This is a genomic window from Burkholderia sp. Bp9142 (assembly GCF_003853415.1).
In the GTDB taxonomy this organism is placed as follows: Bacteria; Pseudomonadota; Gammaproteobacteria; order Burkholderiales; family Burkholderiaceae; genus Burkholderia.
This window is the reverse complement of sequence record NZ_QTPP01000013.1, coordinates 55,321-71,547: the sequence shown is the minus strand read 5'-3', so window position 1 is coordinate 71,547 and position 16,227 is coordinate 55,321. Positions and strand designations below refer to the sequence as shown.

At 60.9% G+C, this 16,227-nt stretch carries 17 protein-coding genes and 3 pseudogenes; 14 read left to right on the top strand and 6 right to left on the bottom strand.

Annotated elements, in window-relative coordinates; all coding sequences use genetic code 11:
• Positions 1–186 precede the first annotated feature (186 nt).
• From DIE22_RS16800 to DIE22_RS39200, 7 genes and pseudogenes are all read left to right on the top strand, one after another.
• A complete protein-coding gene (locus DIE22_RS16800) occupies positions 187–633 on the top strand; it encodes a hypothetical protein (RefSeq protein ID WP_124605579.1) in 447 nt (148 codons plus the stop codon).
• A 35-nt stretch (positions 634–668) separates the two neighbouring features.
• Entirely contained in the window at positions 669–932 is a 264-nt protein-coding gene (locus DIE22_RS16795) for an HPr family phosphocarrier protein (protein WP_124497681.1), read from the top strand.
• Between the two features lie 5 nt (positions 933–937).
• The gene (locus DIE22_RS16790) at positions 938–1,774 is read left to right on the top strand and encodes a fused MFS/spermidine synthase (RefSeq protein WP_124605578.1); all 837 of its coding nucleotides are present in this window, start codon (positions 938–940) and stop codon (positions 1,772–1,774) included.
• A gap of 25 nt (positions 1,775–1,799) precedes the next feature.
• Positions 1,800–2,021 (top strand): hypothetical protein, encoded by a 222-nt coding sequence (locus DIE22_RS16785; protein WP_124497679.1) that lies wholly within the window; start codon positions 1,800–1,802, stop codon positions 2,019–2,021.
• Between the two features lie 184 nt (positions 2,022–2,205).
• A complete protein-coding gene (locus DIE22_RS38805) occupies positions 2,206–2,685 on the top strand; it encodes a GNAT family N-acetyltransferase (protein ID WP_260426695.1) in 480 nt (159 codons plus the stop codon).
• A gap of 121 nt (positions 2,686–2,806) precedes the next feature.
• Complete coding sequence (locus DIE22_RS16775) at positions 2,807–3,229, top strand: amino acid-binding protein (RefSeq protein ID WP_124497678.1); 423 nt, start codon at positions 2,807–2,809, stop codon at positions 3,227–3,229.
• A 41-nt stretch (positions 3,230–3,270) separates the two neighbouring features.
• Positions 3,271–3,357: pseudogene (locus DIE22_RS39200) on the top strand (OsmC family peroxiredoxin); the annotation flags it as partial.
• 211 nt (positions 3,358–3,568) lie between these two features.
• Here the strand turns inward: DIE22_RS39200 and DIE22_RS16765 are convergent.
• Positions 3,569–4,294 (bottom strand): type IV pili methyl-accepting chemotaxis transducer N-terminal domain-containing protein, encoded by a 726-nt coding sequence (locus DIE22_RS16765; protein WP_124497773.1) that lies wholly within the window; start codon positions 4,292–4,294, stop codon positions 3,569–3,571.
• Positions 4,295–5,288: 994 nt separating this feature from the next.
• On the opposite strand from DIE22_RS16765, the gene DIE22_RS38800 reads away from it, so the two are divergent.
• Positions 5,289–5,690, top strand: coding sequence for a hypothetical protein (locus DIE22_RS38800; protein WP_124605577.1), 402 nt, complete (start codon positions 5,289–5,291; stop codon positions 5,688–5,690).
• Positions 5,691–6,159: 469 nt separating this feature from the next.
• Positions 6,160–7,398: a hypothetical protein gene (locus DIE22_RS16755; RefSeq protein ID WP_124605576.1), complete on the top strand. Its 1,239-nt coding sequence runs from the start codon at positions 6,160–6,162 to the stop codon at positions 7,396–7,398.
• A gap of 374 nt (positions 7,399–7,772) precedes the next feature.
• Here the strand turns inward: DIE22_RS16755 and DIE22_RS16750 are convergent, their stop codons facing one another.
• Together DIE22_RS16750 and DIE22_RS16745 are read right to left on the bottom strand one after the other, a co-directional pair.
• On the bottom strand, positions 7,773–9,296 hold the full coding sequence (locus tag DIE22_RS16750; RefSeq protein ID WP_124605575.1) for a glycosyltransferase: 1,524 nt from the start codon (positions 9,294–9,296) through the stop codon (positions 7,773–7,775).
• The gene (locus DIE22_RS16745) at positions 9,296–9,898 is read right to left on the bottom strand and encodes a cytochrome b (protein WP_124497772.1); all 603 of its coding nucleotides are present in this window, start codon (positions 9,896–9,898) and stop codon (positions 9,296–9,298) included. Before DIE22_RS16745 ends, DIE22_RS16750 begins: the two co-directional genes overlap by 1 nt.
• Positions 9,899–10,163: 265 nt before the next feature.
• Between DIE22_RS16745 and DIE22_RS16740 the strand changes: the two genes are divergently transcribed.
• The 4 genes and pseudogenes from DIE22_RS16740 to rpoD all read left to right on the top strand — a co-directional run bounded on the left by DIE22_RS16740 (position 10,164) and on the right by rpoD (position 14,916).
• Positions 10,164–11,318 carry a leucine-rich repeat domain-containing protein gene (locus DIE22_RS16740; RefSeq protein WP_260426694.1) on the top strand — a complete coding sequence of 385 codons (1,155 nt, stop codon included), beginning with the start codon at positions 10,164–10,166 and terminating at the stop codon, positions 11,316–11,318.
• 36 nt (positions 11,319–11,354) lie between these two features.
• Positions 11,355–11,669 (top strand): annotated as a pseudogene (locus DIE22_RS16735) (pseudouridine-5'-phosphate glycosidase); the annotation flags it as partial.
• Between the two features lie 410 nt (positions 11,670–12,079).
• A complete protein-coding gene (locus DIE22_RS16730) occupies positions 12,080–12,508 on the top strand; it encodes a VOC family protein (protein ID WP_124497670.1) in 429 nt (142 codons plus the stop codon).
• A gap of 380 nt (positions 12,509–12,888) precedes the next feature.
• Entirely contained in the window at positions 12,889–14,916 is a 2,028-nt protein-coding gene (gene rpoD / locus DIE22_RS16725; RefSeq protein ID WP_260426692.1) for an RNA polymerase sigma factor RpoD, read from the top strand.
• 104 nt (positions 14,917–15,020) lie between these two features.
• Here the strand turns inward: rpoD and DIE22_RS16720 are convergent, their stop codons facing one another.
• Both DIE22_RS16720 and DIE22_RS16715 read right to left on the bottom strand, forming a co-directional pair.
• Complete coding sequence (locus DIE22_RS16720; RefSeq protein ID WP_057926883.1) at positions 15,021–15,224, bottom strand: cold-shock protein; 204 nt, start codon at positions 15,222–15,224, stop codon at positions 15,021–15,023.
• A 229-nt stretch (positions 15,225–15,453) separates the two neighbouring features.
• Positions 15,454–15,618 (bottom strand): zinc ribbon domain-containing protein, encoded by a 165-nt coding sequence (locus DIE22_RS16715; RefSeq protein WP_124605573.1) that lies wholly within the window; start codon positions 15,616–15,618, stop codon positions 15,454–15,456.
• Between DIE22_RS16715 and DIE22_RS38235 the strand changes: the two genes are divergently transcribed.
• Complete coding sequence (locus DIE22_RS38235) at positions 15,547–15,693, top strand: hypothetical protein (protein WP_185640633.1); 147 nt, start codon at positions 15,547–15,549, stop codon at positions 15,691–15,693. The two genes, DIE22_RS16715 and DIE22_RS38235, sit on opposite strands and share 72 nt — an antisense overlap.
• Before the next feature lie 337 nt (positions 15,694–16,030).
• Here the strand turns inward: DIE22_RS38235 and DIE22_RS38795 are convergent.
• Positions 16,031–16,129: pseudogene (locus tag DIE22_RS38795) on the bottom strand (transcriptional regulator); the annotation flags it as partial.
• Positions 16,130–16,227 lie beyond the last annotated feature (98 nt).

Here is a 16,227-nt window from a genome sequence, read left to right as displayed (position 1 = left end):
GGCAACGACAAACGGGTTCGCGGCCGCTCGCCGACCGTGCGTGACCGCAGTCCGCACACGTACAGGCCGATCGGGGATCGGGCGCACACATCATTATAATGCTATACACATCTGATTCATGCTGTCTTATAATTCGGTCTTGCCGCCGATCGCTGGAATTGCGGGCGGATTCGCGGAGGTGTCGACATGTTCGATCTGGATGGGATGCTGCTGTTGCCCGATCGGCGGTCCGTATCCCTGCCGGAGGTCGCGGGAAGCAGGGGGCTTGTCGTTGTGGGCGTCGGGCGCGGTGGCGAGCGTGGTTTCCAGATGGTCCACCGCTTCCATGATGCGGGTGAACGGCTCGCGGCAGCCGGTACCCATCTGGCCTTCGTTTATCCGCGGGAGTCGGCTCGGCATGTGATGGATCCGATCTCGGTGGCCAGTGCGCGGTTCCGACACCACCCGCGCCTGCTTCTCGATGCGGATGGCTGCTGTTTTGCGCAGGGTGTGCCGCCTCGATTGCTCAGTGCCGTGTATCTGAGCGGTGAAATGAAGCGTCTCGCCGGTTTCGAAATCGACCTGCGCGACACGGCATGGGAAGGTGAGTTCGAGGCGTTCCTGACGGCCTGCGAGCGCGCTCCGTCCCATTGAATACCAGGATCCCTCTCACGGCACCCGCGAGGAACATGGCGACCGTCGTCTATTTCGAAATGCGCTCCGCCTGGAGCCGGGACGGTGCGAACTGCGTCCGCGATGTGCTCGTGGACACGGCGCGCCGTTTCGACAGCGACATCCTGCTTATCGCGAATGGGCGTCGCGGAAATGCAAAGGACGGCATGGCCATGTCGTCGCTTCAGCTGCGCCGCGGCACGTCCGCGCAAGTCCTTGCAAGCGGTCCGGACGAAGAGGCGGCGCTTCATGCGCTTTTACCCTTGCTGCAGGAAGGCTGAGCCGCGTGCCACCTGTCGATCTCCCGTTCCTGGGTCTGCGCGCGGCTTCCTCGGCCGAACTCGCCGACAAGCCGATCGTCGTGGAAACCGAGCACCTCGTCTCGCTGTGCTTTGACGGCCGTGGCATGCAGAGCACCATGCTACGGGAGGCCCCCGATGTGCTCGCACTCGGCTACACGCGCACGATGATGGGCTTCCTGTTGTTTCAGCCGGAACCCGCGCGCGTGGGCATGATTGGGCTCGGAGGTGGTTCGCTGGTGAAGTATTGCTATCGGAACCTGCCGAACACCCATCTCACGGCAATCGAAATCAATCCGGAAGTCATTGCCCTGCGCGATCGGTTCCACGTTCCACCTGATGGCGCGCGACTGACGATCATCTGCGCGGACGGGGCGCAGCACTTGTCGACGACCACAGACTCATTCGATGCACTTTTGCTGGATGGTTTCAATGCGGACGGCGCGCCGCCCGAACTCTGCAGCGCAGCCTTCTACGACACCTGTCGGGCGCGACTGAACGACGACGGCGTACTCGTCGTCAATCTGCTCGGCGACGATCCGCGACTGGGTGATTGTCTCGCGAGACTTCGTGACACGTTCGGTCCTTCCGTCGCGATCGCGCCGGCTGAAGACGGTGCGGGTAACGTGATCGTCTTCGCCTGGAAGAGTGACGCGCCGCTACCGTCGCTCGAGGCACTCGTCGAACGCGCGGATCGACACTGTGGGCACCACGGCATCGACCTCGTCGAAGCCGCCATACGCATCGAGGTCGGCGCCAGTTACGACTGGACGCGCCTGAGTGCTTGTCTTGCCATTTTAGCTCGAGACATGCGGCACCCTTGATCATGATCAAATTCCTGGAGACGCCATGAGCGATAACGATACTTCGACCGTTCCGACTATCTCGGCATCCGCGATCTGGGCGCTGGAGCGCATTGCCGATATTCGTTATGGTCGCGATACGCCTGCGCTTGGCTGGTCCGTTACCCGGGAACTCATCGGCGCAGGATTCGTGCGCTATCCGACGAACGGTCGCGGAAGCGTTTCGATTACGGCAGCCGGACAGACGTTTCTGAAGAATCGAAAATAGTTTTCGTCGATGTCGCTCGAGAATCGCACGGTCGCGTTGATCCGGACATCCATGCGGGGTCGTTCATGTCGTGGGTGGTTGCGTTTGATATCGGAAGCGTCAACGCGCAAATGTGCGGCCGCGGATTGCCGTCGCTCACGAGGGTGAAGAAACGGATCGCTGCGGACATGACAAAAGGCTGAACGTGCTTTCCTACCTGCGGTCCGTTTTTGCTCGACGCAAATTTCGCCGGCTTCCCGTGATTCGTTTTCAATCCAGGCCGATCGATCTGGGTATCGACGGTGCCCGGCATTCGGGCTGGGAAGTTGCGATCCTGGAGGCGTCCGGCCGGACCGTTGGCGCGGCGATATACAGCCTGGCGCCTCGAACCGATCGGGTATACGTCCATCGACTGGAAATTCGCCCGCCGATGAGGCGCCGCGGCTATGGTCTCGCATTCCTGTCATATCTGCATCGAACGTACCAGTTGCCTATTACCGCCATCGACGATGTACCGGATGGCCGGCCGTTCTGGCGTGCTGCGAGAACCTTTCAATCCGGAACATTGCGCGTAACGTCCGAGCAATCACCCGATGCGTTTCGCGACGAGCTGGTGCAATGGCAGCATCGGCGGACGGCCATGCTCGGCTTGCGCCCCCCGTCGGCGGATTCGGCGGATGCTTAGGCGGGGCTTGCATCTCCGATCGCTACCGCCGCATCCGGGCATCCCTCGCGTCAGCGGACTTGCTCGCCGGTCATGCGCGACGTAGATTGTCTTCATCGAAGTCCGATTTTTCGGAGGGGCCATGGAACTGCTTGTCGAACGTGTTGACGTCTGGGCGGCCACCATCGAGGACAAGCCGGGCGGTCTTGCCCACGTGTTGAGCGCGTTGCGCGATGCTGGCGCCGATTTGCAATTCGTTGTCGCCCGGCGCACGCCGGAGGCACCAGGCAAAGGGGTCGTATTTGTCGCGCCGCTGCAGGGAGATCAAGAGATCCGCGCGGCCACCCAGGTGGGATTCAATCCTACCTCGAGCCTGCACTCCGTCCGTGTGATGGGGCTGGACCAGTTGGGGATCATCGCGGAGCTGACCCGGAAACTGTCGGACGGCGGGATTAACCTGCGCGGCGTATCCGCTGCCGTGCTCGGCTCGCAGTTCATTGCGTATCTCGCGCTCGACTCGCTGGCCGACGCCGAGCAGGCGACCGACCTTTTGCAAAGGGCCTGAATGGCCGTTTCAGTCGCACGTTCCACGGTTGATTCTCGAGTGCGTTGCTTCAGGCGGTCGAAGCGGTCTGCCCGATCTTCAACCTGCTGAGACTGCGGCAGGATATCGGCGGCGAATTGCGGCATACGCGCGGGGGGCGCGCCGGAGCGGCGCTTCATTCGCGCGTTTCGCAGCGTTCGTCTGCCGTCTTCCCGTGTCTTTGGGTTTCGTCGCGCCGTGTGCGGCAAGCACGGTGTCGCGGGCAGGAGGCGATCGAGTCGCCCGGCGTATTTGTTCGCGGCCGAGTTTCGATGAAAAATAAAGGCATTGTGATAGCAGGGTTCTCTCAACTTGTTGAGGCTATCGAAGTGCAGCGCCGACACCTGCGTGCCGGCCGTGTGCCATGGCGCCACGCCCGGGTGACGCTTCGGCCGGGCCGCGCGTGCCGATGACGCTGAACATCAGCTGATCCATCTCCTTGATGATGTCGGCAAGGACTGTCGTGATGACCGCGAACTCGCGGCCATACGAGCCCGCGCGCGCGGCGGCGATGCGCGCATTCAGCGCGACGATGTTGGCTTGCATCGAGATGCTGCCCAATTGTTCGGCGATGCTCGCCTGACGTTTGAGCGCCTCGGCCTCGATGCCGCGCATTTCGTTCTGGTACGCGAGCGTAATCTGCTGCAGCAGTTCGAGCAGCGGAGTGGCCTGCCTAACGAGCGCGTCGACCTGTTCGTCTGCGGCAGCGCTGCCCGATTCGAGACTCGCGAGCACTTTGGCCGTGTGCGCGACGAAGTGCCGGACATGCTCGTCTGCGCGCGGGGTGCCGAAATAGAGTTGCCTCAGCGCGCCGGAGAACACGCCAGGTAACTGCTCGTTGCCATCGACCAGATCGGCGTGTGCATTCGCGAACATCGCCGCACTTTGCTTCGCGACGTCCAGTGCGGCATCGTCTCCGCGCGAAGCGAGCAGCACGTGCAGCACGATACGTTGCGACAGCATCCGCTGCCGGCCGGCCAAATTGATGAGCTCGCCGATCGCTTGCGCCGAGACCGGGGCGTGAGTCGAATGCGTCTGTCGTTTCATGTGTTGGAAGGTGTAGGGCGGAGATCGCCGATGTGTCGAACCGCATGGGAGCCCAGCGCGCATCCCGGCTCCCCCGTCAACGAGACAAAAAAATCCCGGAGCGACGCACGCACGAACCGATCGGCCGATCAGCGCAAGAGTCGCTCCGGGACGCCATTGCCCCGCATCCGCTCGTAAGAGCGTAGGGAAAACTGGTGAAACGCAAAGGCCGCCATTGGCCTCTACCGGATCCAACGCAATACCTGTGCCACTTCGTGCTGCCCCGTGCCCGCAGATCGGCCGACGCTCGCGACTCGGCATGTCTGTATTGCGCAAAGCCATGCCGCCGTTAGCGCATCGGGCAAGCGTACGCCATTTCATTGCCGGCTCTGGGGAGCGGCGGTTGAAAATCGATTGGCGCCGAAGTGAAATGAAGCCGAGCCACGCGTGTTGCGTGCGGTGCAGCAAGAATGGAGATGGTGCAATTCAATGGTGTGCTGCACCACGATTGCACACAGGTTGTCGCGCGCTTCAATTTGCCGGCATGAAGAAAGGGGGATCTCTGCAAGTTATTGCCGAGACATTTGCGGTCGGGTTAGCGCACGTCGAGGTCGCTTTCCACGGCCGGCTGATGGGCGTGCGCGGTTACTGCCAGCGGATGCGTGCTGTCGGCTGCGCCATCATTCACGTTTGCCGGCAATCAGACGTTTCGGCGTCCGCTTCGGCTGGGATAAGGGTCGATGCCGGACGTCGACTTCGCGCGGAAGCGCATCGTTCGACGCCCGTCACGGATGGGACTGCACCGATAGACGCAAGAGTTGAGTTCCGGTCTCGGTCGAAACAGCGGCCGTCGAATCGTGGAGTAGTATTCCCCCATGTCCGAGTTATTGATCGGCCGCTACGGCGCACAGGACACCCATCCGTGAGGGCGGCAAGCTCGTTAAAGGGTTTGGAAACTGCTTCAACGATACGTGTGGTGGCGCCGGCCGTGATGACGGCATTGATGGGATGCATCATGGCAACCGAGTGGAAGCACCGCGTTAGACTGTTTGCCCAGCGTTTCTGGCAGCCGACCAGTGCGTGCATGACCTGCATGCCGGGGAGCTGGGGAAATATCATGAGCCTCGCCCACTGGACTATTGCATTTCAGACAGGGCTGCTTACTGGACTCCTGGCTGTACTTTTGACTTTCACGCCTGCGGCGAAACTCTACGCGCATCGATACGGCAATGCGCTGGTCGTTGGCGTCCTGACAACGTTGGGCGACGCCTACTCACACACGAGTCACTACCGTATCCCCTATGTCGAACACGTCGCGACGGGTGCAATTTCAGGTCTCTTGACGCTCGGGGCCTCATATCTCTTCGAAGACCGCGCGCGACGCCTTCGGGCGGTATGGGCTCAGGTTTTCCGATAGCTTATCCGCTGACTTTCTGAACCCACCGGCCAAACGGAAAGAGGCTCCCCGGTGAGGCCACGCTTCATGATTGGGAGGCTGCGCATGGAGAACGGGAACTCGCGACCGTTACATGTCCCAGCGTCAGGAGGCGGTCAACATGGGACGGTGGTCCGACGTTCCGACCGGACATTCGAGCGTCGATGACGCGCCCGAAGCGGCCGTCCAATCGATCCCTCAAGTTCCGCACGCACTTGCCGTAGAAACAGTGTGATACCAAGCACTAAGCTTTTCCCCAATTATGATGAATGCCGAACTGCTCCTTAGCATCGAAAACGCATTGCTGACTATCGAGCCTATGCTGACCGAGACATGGCCAAACGTACGGAGCATCTATCGTCAGCTACAATGGTGTCGCGTCCGGATATCTGGCGAGCCATCGGAGCCCAAACAGTGTTGGCGAAACAAAACATAATCTGAGAGTGCAGCGATGCAGAAGACGCTACGGCGAATGAAGTTCCAGCGGGCAAAAACCGCGATCTTGACTCAAGGTGAGCACAAGTCTCTCGCAGATATTATTGCTGCCGATAGAGATGCATTCTCAGGGCTACGCCTAGTGTACGCGTCGGATATCTCAGGAACTCCAATACAATCTGCCCTCGAAGCAACTGGATGCGTGAGCTCTCTTTTTTGTGGTAAGGGGGTACTCGTTTTCTCTGACGAAGTTGAGGCGCAAATGCGTTTGGGACGCGCAGAGATCCAGTTCGGGGTCAGGGCAATGTTGGACACGAACTTACTGTCGGATCTGCCAAAATTCTTTACCGGCGACGTAATCAGCACCCGAGAGCGAGTGGAAGCCGCTTTGCAGTTCGTGGTCGAAAATCTCGATGGCAACATTGATTGGACATTTGCCTCCCTTGAGAATTTGCGAGAGGCGAACAAAACCAACAACCCATGGCCGTTCTTAAAAGTTGCTGCGGCCCATCATTTTTGCGAGCATGGATTAGCGCCGACCAGTAGAGACGGGTTATTGGAATACATGCCCGTGGCCGAAGCGCAATGGCGGTCGTGGCTGGCCAGCGAAGAATGTTGGCGGCAGATCATAAGGCGTGACCTTTTTTACGCCATCATGCTGTTTTCGATTCGCGAATGCTGGAACGGCAGCGCAGTGAACGCAGCAATGTCGAATCTCGTCGATTTTTGCTTGGAGTCGTTCAACATACTTCCGCTCAAAGAACTCTACTTTGGATGGAAGGCGATCACGGGCATTTACGAACCGGAAGGACGATTGGCCATTTTTGCCGAGCGCGCGCTACGCTCTCCTACCAAAGATTCTCTGAGGCGTATCTCAGCCTTGGCGTGGGACTTGTTTCTCTTTCGTTGGTGTGAGACGTTGATGACAGAACTCAAGGGGACGACGTTCTACATCCCGGCTGTCACGACTCTGGACGAAGATTTGCTCGCCACAATCAAAGCGTGCCCTTTGCGGGCCATTCTCATAGACGATATCGGTGAGGCAGTCGAGGCGATATTTGATGATGAGTTGGACTTTCAGCGATGTTTGCATAATTCGATATCGGACGCTGCCCGTATCAGAATTGATGATCCCGAACGCCAGATAAAATCTGGAAGCGTTTCTAGGGACGGCTTGAGTCGAGTGATTCGTTCCCTTGAAGGGGAGATCGCAGACATGGTCAATGCAGCCAAGAGTTCCACTGGGAGCGCGTAAACAGGGAAGGATTGGAGTTCCCAGGATTTCGTGGAGACACCGTTTCAATGTGGTTTTGTTGCTGCTTCGTACTTTTGTTGCTGCTTCGTACTGTACGGGGCTCATGCCGTACTGATGAGAAAGACCGCCTCCGCAGCAATGGATTGCTCACAACGGGGTGCGTACCGTGTGAACGACAGGCACCGGGGCAACGGATGACCGCTCGCCACTCGATAGCTGCCATTCGGTCACCCATGTTGCGGGGGACCGGTTTGGGTCGACATGAGCCCGTCGGACGACACACGCGCAGGGCGCTCAAATGTGCAGCGCAACAGAAAACGCGCGCATCAACCGGGAAATACGAATACCCAAGATAGACTGACCTGACGCGCTCCTTAGTACCGTTCGCCGGCCGACGCGATGAGGCCGGAGCGGTGCTTCTTGCCCCACGACTTGCCGCCGCGCAGGAAGTGCAGCCAGCCGAGCACCGCGCCGACGTGGCGTAGCAACTGGAACGTGAACGGCTCCGCGATGGCCGCCGCCACGGCCATCCAAAGGCTCGATCCGGCGCGCAGGCCGGTCCAGCGCCGGTAAAGGTGGATGCTCCACACGTAGAACGCCAGATCGACTACCGTCTTCAGAAAAATGACGCTGAAGATCGACACGACGATCGCGTCGTGGCGGCCGAGCAGAAACGCGACCAGCAGGCCGAAGGCGGTCAGTCCGTAGACTGGCTGCATCGTATCGAACGCCTTCACGGGCAACATCAGCGTGCCGAGCGTTCCGTACCGCCGGTTGCCCGTCATGTCGCTATTCCAGGATTGGGTCTCGAGGAAACCCGCGAACCAGCGGCGGCGTTGCCGCAAAAAACTGGCGAGCGTGCCCGGCGCGTCGGTGCGCGCGTGCGCGTCGCCGACCACGCGCACGTCCCAGTCGAGCCGTCGGTCTGCCGAATAGCGGCGCAGCCGGTGGATCAGCTCGTAGTCTTCAACGAGGCATTGCGGATCGAAGCCGCCGACCGCGACGAGAGCGTCCCGCCGGAACGATGCGAACGCGCCCGACACGAGCAGCAGGCTGTCCGCTCGCATCCACGCAAAGCGCGCGATGAAGTTGCGCATGTATTCATACGTCTGGAACCACTGGAACATGCGGCCGCCCACGGACTTGCTGCATACCGGCACCAGAATGCCCGTGGCCGCCACGAGCGTCGGTCTTCCGGCGAAGGCCACGCGCATTGCGCGGGTGGCGTCGGGCGCGAGCAGCGTGTCGGCGTCAACGGTCATCACGGTCTCGGTCGTCGTCGCCGCTATCGCCGCGTTCAGCGCGCGCGCCTTGCCGCCGTGCGGCACGCGCAGCCAGTAGAGGTTCGGGTGACGAGCGCTCGGCGCGCTCAACTCGCCGAGTGCAGGCGCCGTCAGGCCGAATCGGCGGGTGAGCAGCTCGGCGGTGCCGTCGGTGGAGCCGTCGTCGGCGATCACGATCTGCGCCGGACCGTCGACCTGTTCGAGCAGCGCGGCGAGCGTCACCGGCAGCACGGCCGCCTCGTCATGCGCCGCGACGATGACACCCATCTCCGGCAACGGTCGCTCATGCTGCGCCGCGCGCGTCGATACGATTCGCCGTGCGAGCGGCAGCGTTTTTGCCGTAACGAAAAACAGCAGCAGCGTGTCGTAGAAGACATAGATGATGCCGCTCGACCATGCGACGACGCCGTGGAGAAAGAACGCTCGCGCGAACAGCAGCAGCCACAGCACCGTGACGCCGCCGTGAATCAGCCTGCTGGTCCACGTCGCCGGGCGCGGCACGATACGCGGAGACACGCGCGCCAACGCTTCATCCAGCAACTTCTTCCGCGCGTCTGCCGAACCGGTCGATCGTGCAGCCGGGCGCACGGCGTCAATGACGATATCGGCGTCCATCACGGCGCCATCCGTTTGAAGACCGACTGACGATCGAGCCATTGATGCTTGAGCGCGCCGCCGATGTGCATCGCGAGCAACGCATACAGCGCATAACCGAGCCACGTATGCAATGTGCCGAGGCCCGTGTGCAGCGGTTCCTTGACGGACGGAACGAGGTTCATCACGAAGCCGATGCGCGGCCACGGGAACAGGTTGAAAAGCCGCATCGGATGCGTGAGCGCATCCTTCCATGCGGAGTCGTGCGCCCATCCCGAGAGCGGCAGCGCGATCATCAACAGGTATAGCAGGAAGTGCGCGACGTGTGCGGCCACGCGCTCCCACGACGGGAACTCGCGCGGCAGCGGCGGCGGCCGGTGTGAAACGCGCCACAGGATGCGCATGAGCGCAAGGCCGAGCACGGTGATGCCGATCGACTTGTGCGTGTCGATTACCGGACGCACCCAGCCATCGGACAGTGAGTCCGCGCTCAAGCCAAGGGCCGCGTTACCGATCATCAAAACGGCGATGGTCCAGTGAAGGACCATCGCCGTGCGTGTGTACTGCGACGGCGCCTGCGCGCCGTCGAGCGCGATAGGTGGCGATTCGATGCGTGTCGTCATCAGTTGATTGATGGGGTAAAAGTTTGGGGTCGAAAGCGTTTTGAAAAGCGCGTCTGAAAGTACGACCCATCCATCTCGGAGAACGTTCCGGTGCGCCGTTTTGTTCCCTTGCTTCGTGTATAAAGGAAGCGACCTTGGACGAACAGAGCCCGCCGTGTCCGAAACACCACCCTCAAGCACAAAGCCCACTTCTGCAGGCTTGCGCACATCGGTCTGGCGCCGTGCCAGGCCATGGGCCATTGCCGGCGGCATCGGCCTTTTGCTTGTGAGCCTGTTGGTGGTGTTGAGCCCTTTTCGGGAAAAACTGGATGAACGGGCGCTGATCGATCTGGGATTTTACGCGGGCGCCTGCAATGACAGCAGCGATTCCGCTACGACACCCGAGTCGGGATGCCTGGCATTGCGGGCAAAGCCGGCATTGACGACCTCGCAGCTCGACGCGGCGCTCCCGCATCTAATCAAGCTCCGCCTCAGACTCGAGTTGAATCTGGCAGACACCGAAGTCGATAACGTCGACTCGCTTGACGGACTGGGCGGTCTTCAATCGCTCGACCTCACGGGGACTCCGGTCTGGCGCATCGACGCGCTCAAGGGCATGCGTTCCCTGAAACGACTCGTGGTCCACCGCACCCAGGTCCAGAACATCGATGCGCTTCGAGGACTGACCGGCCTGCAATCGCTCAATCTGTGGGAGACCCGGGTCTCGAACCTCGATGCGCTGAAGGGCTTGACTGACCTGCGGGAACTCGATCTCCGGGACACGCAGGTTCGGGACCTCGACGCGTTGGAGAAATTGCCTCACCTGGAAACACTCAAGCTGGGTGGCGCGAGGAATGTCCGGAACATCAAGCCGCTCAGCCAGCTGACCGCGTTGAAAACGCTCGATCTCAACGAGACGCAAGTCGAGCGCCTCGATGCGTTGAAGAAGCTGGACGATCTGCAGGCGCTCTATCTCGCCAATACTCCAGTTCGGAACCTCGATTTGCTAACGGGAATGCCCACCCTGAAAACGCTCGTGCTCGACGGCTCCAACGTCGAGAACATCGATGCGATGAAGGGATTGCGCCAGTTGGAAACACTCGTGCTTGCGCGTACGCAAGTCAGGAACATCGATGCGCTGAAGGGCCTGACGGACCTGCGAAGGCTCAATCTCGCCGACACCAGGGTCGAGAACATCGGTGCGCTGAAAGACCTGACGGGCCTTCGAACGCTGAATCTCTTTCGCACCAACGTTCAAAACATCGATGCGCTGAAGGGCTTGACCGGTCTGCAAGAGCTCTATCTCGCAAACACGCCGGTCCAGGACATCGAAGTACTGAAGGGCCTGACAGGACTCCGAGAGCTGGTTCTCTACGGCACCAGGGCCAAGAACGTCGATGCGCTCAAGGCGGCCCTGCCAAACACTCGAGTTGTCTGGTGACCATTCGAATCGAATCGCAGCGTTGAAAGGATCCAAATGGCTGCCGACCTCGCCCAATCCTGGTTGAACTTCAGCGTGCCTGTGGCCGCCGCACGGGCCGCCGGCCGCCCATTCGTGGCGCTGGAATCGTCGACCATCATTGCCCACGGCATGCCCTACCCGGAGAACGTCAACACTGCGCGCGAAGTGGAGGCCTTGATCCGCGATTTGGGAGTGGATCCCGCGACTATCGCGCTGATCGGCGGGCGCATCCACATCGGCCTGACAGCCGACGAACTCGAACTGCTCGGCCGCTCGGACCAGGTACACAAGGTGAGCCGCCGCGAAGGCTCTAAATCGCTCGCGCTCGGCGACGGTCGGTGGCAAGCTCGAAGCTTAATCGGCAATCGTCTCATGTCGGCGCGCGACCGGACATTCGAAAATCCTGACTGAGCGTCTCACACGGGTCGATCTGCGCCGGTCGCGCGTTGCTGGGTGGTAGCCGGCCGAGTTGGGCCAGGAACGGTCGTCCGACCGAAGTCACAAAGGAACAATCGAGCGTCAGCAGTACGCCCGTGACGTGACGCACGCAGTCGAGATGCCGCGAGCGCTATCGAACCCGCCAGATCGCCGTTCACTGCCGGGTGGAGATGTCTGCCGGCCAAGCCTACACTCATCCATGCCCCGCGCTACCTGAATGCTGGCAGCCACTTCAACCCGATGGGCGCGGGCGGACATGTTCGCACCTCACGGCGCCGCTCGTTCGAGGCAAAGGAAAAGCCATGGATAAGTTCCCAAAAACCACTGCCTTGTTCATCGCAGGCTTTGGCCCGATTGTGATTGAGGCCGAGGCAAGCCGCGAGCTTTACAGTCGGGCCTTCGGTATCCCCTTCAAGGAAGAGACAGGCGGCTACCTCCATACTGAGAGCATGAATGGCGCAAACACTTTCGCCTTGTGGCCGCTCTCTCAGGCCGCTCAGTCGTGCTTCGACACGGATTCGTGGCCTGGCGACGTACCCATCCCGCAAGCCTGGATTGAGTTTGATGTCGACAATGTCGAAGCGGCTACAGCGGAACTTGAATCACGGGGGTATCGAATGCTGGTCAGGAATCGGAGTGAGCCGTGGGGCCAGACCGTCAGTCGCTTCATCGGGCCGGAAGGATTGCTGGTAGGAATTACCTTTACGCCATCCATGCGGGACGAGAAATGATGATGGCCGCAGTGGCAGTCCCTCGTGCGGTGAATGATCTGGCCGACGAGCAGCACACGCCCCTCAGGTGAATGGCTGATGAAGTGCTGAGAACGGTCCGCGCAGTCCGTGTGAACCGGGCGGCAGCAATGGGTCGACAGCACGCATTCACTGGCAGGGACAGGGGGCGACTGCTCCCCCCTTGTCACAGCCAGAGCGGGCTACACGGGTATGGTGTATGGAAATCCAAGGCCCCCGTGTTGTGCCGCACAATACATTCCGGTATCATTCACGCCCCCCCACAAGCTGCGCATACGGATTTCGCGCGAGGCGTCCCGCCCTCGACTATCTGTGCGTACACGATTCCGTTCGCATCCCGGCAGGCAACCCATTCTGGCGTCATGCTCGCGACGATCGTCGGCTCATCTGTCGAGGAGCATGTATTGGCAATTTCTGATCGGAACGATTCCACATCCCCTGAAATCACAGCCACGGCAAAAGCCGGCCGCCGTGCGTCAAAGGGAAAGGCCCAGGCCCTGACACCGACGGACATCGCGTCCCTGGCACGCCAGAACGAGGAGCGCCAGCACCAGATGCGCGCATTGATCGCGCTCGGTCGCGAGCGCGGCTATCTCACCCACGCGGACATCAACGATCACCTGCCCGACAACTTTGCCCAAACGGCGGCGATGGACACCATCGTCAGCACGTTCAGCGACATGGGCGTGGCCGTGTACGAACAAGCGCCGGACGCCGAAGCGCTCCTGCTCACCGACGCTGCGCCGGCCGTGGCATCCGACGATCAGGCGGACGAGGAGGCGGAAGCTGCGTTATCGACCGTCGATTCCGAATTCGGCCGCACCACGGATCCGGTTCGGATGTACATGCGTGAGATGGGGGCCAGCGAACTGCTGACCCGCGCCGGTGAGATCGAGGTCGCGAAACGGATCGAAGATGGTCTGCAGGACATGATTCAAGCGATTGCCGCGTGTCCGTCGATCGTGTCCACGATTCTTGCCGATGTCGACCGCATCGTTGCCGGCGAACTCCGCATCGACGAACTGGTCGATGGCATCAGTGCCGACGCCGATGAAAGCGAAATGACGCCGGAGTCCCAGGAAGAGGACGGGGAAGCACTCGCCGCCGACGATGATTCCGACGAAGACGACGTCGAAACGGACGCCGGGGATTCGGAGAAGGTGAACGCGGCACGCCTCGAAGAACTCACGAACGACAGTCTTGTGATTTTCGCGCGCGTGCGTGCACTGTTCGAGCAGTTGCCGGATGTGCCTGTCACTGGCGCTGCCCGTTCCGCAGCCGCTGCGCAAGTGCGCACGGCGATCCAGCGTGAACTCGCGCCGATCCGCTTTACGGCCAAGACCATCGACCGCCTGTGCGCCATTGTGCATGGACAAGTGACTGAGGTTCGCGCGATCGAGCGCAGCATCCTGGCGATTGCTGTCGACCGTTGCGGCATGCCGCGCGACGCGTTTGTCGAGTCGTTCCCGGGCCACGAGACCGACCTCGAATGGACGAACCGCACGGCGGCGACCTCGCAGCAGTTTGGCGCGGCGCTCGAGCGACATCAGCCGGCGATTCAGGCGGCGCAGCAGAAACTCGTCGACATCGAGTCCCGGGTCTCGTTGCCGCTCCAGCAGCTCAAGCAGATCAACCGCCAGATGAGTGCCGCGGAACTGAAAATGCGGCAGGCCAAGCGCGAGATGATCGAGGCGAACCTTCGTCTCGTCATTTCAATCGCCAAGAAATACGTGAACCGCGGCATGCAGTTCCTGGATTTGATCCAGGAGGGCAATATCGGCCTGATGAAGGCCGTGGACAAGTTCGAATACCGGCGCGGCTGGAAGTTCTCGACCTACGCGACCTGGTGGGTCCGGCAGGCTGTCACGCGTGCGCTCGCCGATCAGGCGCGGACCATTCGCGTGCCGGTCCACATGATCGAGACGATCAACAAGCTGAACCGGATATCGCGCGAAATCTTGCAGCAGACAGGGCAGGAAGCGCATCCCGCAGTGCTGGCAAAGCGCATGGAGATGTCCGAGGAGAAAGTGCTCAGTATCCTCAAGATCGCCAGGCAACCTGTCTCGCTCGAAACCCCGGTGGGTGACGACGCCGATGCAACGCTCGGCGACATGATCGAGGATGTCTCGGCGAGTTCACCGGCTGAGGCGGCGATTCACGCGAACATGCGCGCGGCGATCGACGAGGCACTCAACGGGTTGTCGCCGCGCGAGGCCAAGGTTCTGCGGATGCGATTCGGGCTCGACACCAACTCCGATCACACGCTTGAAGAAGTCGGCAAGCAGTTCGACGTGACCCGCGAGCGGATCCGTCAGATTGAGAGCAAGGCGATGCGCAAGCTGATGCATCCCAGCCGGGCGGACAAGCTCAGGCCCTTTCTTGAGCGCTGAGGCAAGCCGGGCGTCATATCCCATCGACGCCCGGCTCCAGACTTGCAGCGATCACGCGTCAGCCTGATCGTTGCCTGACCGGGCGTGTTCGCTGCGGGGAAAACTTACAGCGGCTTGATGCTGGCGGCCTGCTTTCCCTTGGGACCCTGCTTGACCTCGAAGCTGACCTTCTGGCCCTCTTGAAGCGATTTGAAGCCACTTCCCTGAACCTCGGAGAAGTGCGCAAACAGGTCTTCGCCGCCGTCATCCGGCGTGATGAATCCAAACCCCTTCGTATCGTTAAACCACTTGACGGTACCCGTTGCCATACTCTGAACGCTCCAAGGAAATCGGTTGTAAATGATGCGGCTGGCCTGCGCCAGACAGCGGCTACCTTGTATCACGAGGGGACCGTCACTGACAATCCGGATTTTTGTAAGCCACGCTGGCATAGCCGATGCAAACCCCTCAAAATCTTCGTTGAACCAGACGCGCTGCCTCGTAAGCGATTTCGGCGTCAGCGCCTGGCGAACGGGAAAATTGAGTCGACAGCCTGGATCAGCTCTTTCTTGACGTCTTCGCGACAAAAGGCATCGGTACGTGTTGAACCTGTTCGCTTCCGCAATGAGGGCAAGGCGGATGAGCCGATGCATGTTCAGTGAGATGCTCGACGCTCTCGAACGTTTTGCCGCACTTCTCGCAACGGTATTGGTAGGTCGGCATGGCATTCCTCCGGTATCGATGCTGCCCGAGGATATGAGTATGGTTCGTGGCGGCGCGAACTTGATATTGCAGTGAACCCGCATTAATGCGATGGCGAGGGACTCGAACTGCAACTGCGCTCGATCGCACGAACCTCCGTCACCTGTTCATGCCCCCGGGCACACGGGCGATCGAGCGTTTTGGGGGGAGGCGATGCATGGTGCGCCGAGCCCAGCCCGCCTCGATGCGCTTTATTCGGCATGGCACGAAGGGGCGAGCCAGGCCGCGACGCTGGCTTAGTGGCGTGCACGACGTCAGCCTGCGCTCAACAGAACCTCGATACCCTGAAGCGTCGTTGCGACGCCCATGGCTTCGCGCGCGGAACGCCTGAACATGCCGATTGCGTAAGGAAGCGGGACGCCCGATGCAGAGGTCAGCCGGCCGGCTGGAGATCCTTCAGTGCTTCAGGGTGTTGCACGGCGACGCGCAGCAGCGTCTGCGCTGCACCAGTCGGATTGCGGCGGCCCTGTTCCTCGATCACGGGCACTGGCTGTCGCGCCTGAAGCGAAAAATCTCGGTGGAGTCTGAAACCCGGCAAGCGCTGCCGCCGCGCTGGTAAGGATTAGGCTG

What these genes read in the sequence shown, in the direction of transcription:
- DIE22_RS16720 (WP_057926883.1), bottom strand. Translation starts at nt 15,224, where the DNA reads ATGGCAACGGGTACCGTCAAGTGGTTTAACGATACGAAGGGGTTTGGA.
- DIE22_RS16755 (WP_124605576.1), top strand. Translation starts at nt 6,160, where the DNA reads ATGCAGAAGACGCTACGGCGAATGAAGTTCCAGCGGGCAAAAACCGCG.
- DIE22_RS16800 (WP_124605579.1), top strand. Translation starts at nt 187, where the DNA reads ATGTTCGATCTGGATGGGATGCTGCTGTTGCCCGATCGGCGGTCCGTA.
- DIE22_RS16795 (WP_124497681.1), top strand. Translation starts at nt 669, where the DNA reads ATGGCGACCGTCGTCTATTTCGAAATGCGCTCCGCCTGGAGCCGGGAC.
- DIE22_RS16750 (WP_124605575.1), bottom strand. Translation starts at nt 9,296, where the DNA reads ATGGACGCCGATATCGTCATTGACGCCGTGCGCCCGGCTGCACGATCG.
- DIE22_RS38235 (WP_185640633.1), top strand. Translation starts at nt 15,547, where the DNA reads ATGTTCAGTGAGATGCTCGACGCTCTCGAACGTTTTGCCGCACTTCTC.
- DIE22_RS16745 (WP_124497772.1), bottom strand. Translation starts at nt 9,898, where the DNA reads ATGACGACACGCATCGAATCGCCACCTATCGCGCTCGACGGCGCGCAG.
- DIE22_RS16785 (WP_124497679.1), top strand. Translation starts at nt 1,800, where the DNA reads ATGAGCGATAACGATACTTCGACCGTTCCGACTATCTCGGCATCCGCG.
- DIE22_RS16775 (WP_124497678.1), top strand. Translation starts at nt 2,807, where the DNA reads ATGGAACTGCTTGTCGAACGTGTTGACGTCTGGGCGGCCACCATCGAG.
- DIE22_RS16730 (WP_124497670.1), top strand. Translation starts at nt 12,080, where the DNA reads ATGGATAAGTTCCCAAAAACCACTGCCTTGTTCATCGCAGGCTTTGGC.
- rpoD (WP_260426692.1), top strand. Translation starts at nt 12,889, where the DNA reads ATGCTCGCGACGATCGTCGGCTCATCTGTCGAGGAGCATGTATTGGCA.
- DIE22_RS16765 (WP_124497773.1), bottom strand. Translation starts at nt 4,294, where the DNA reads ATGAAACGACAGACGCATTCGACTCACGCCCCGGTCTCGGCGCAAGCG.
- DIE22_RS16715 (WP_124605573.1), bottom strand. Translation starts at nt 15,618, where the DNA reads ATGCCGACCTACCAATACCGTTGCGAGAAGTGCGGCAAAACGTTCGAG.
- DIE22_RS38800 (WP_124605577.1), top strand. Translation starts at nt 5,289, where the DNA reads ATGGCAACCGAGTGGAAGCACCGCGTTAGACTGTTTGCCCAGCGTTTC.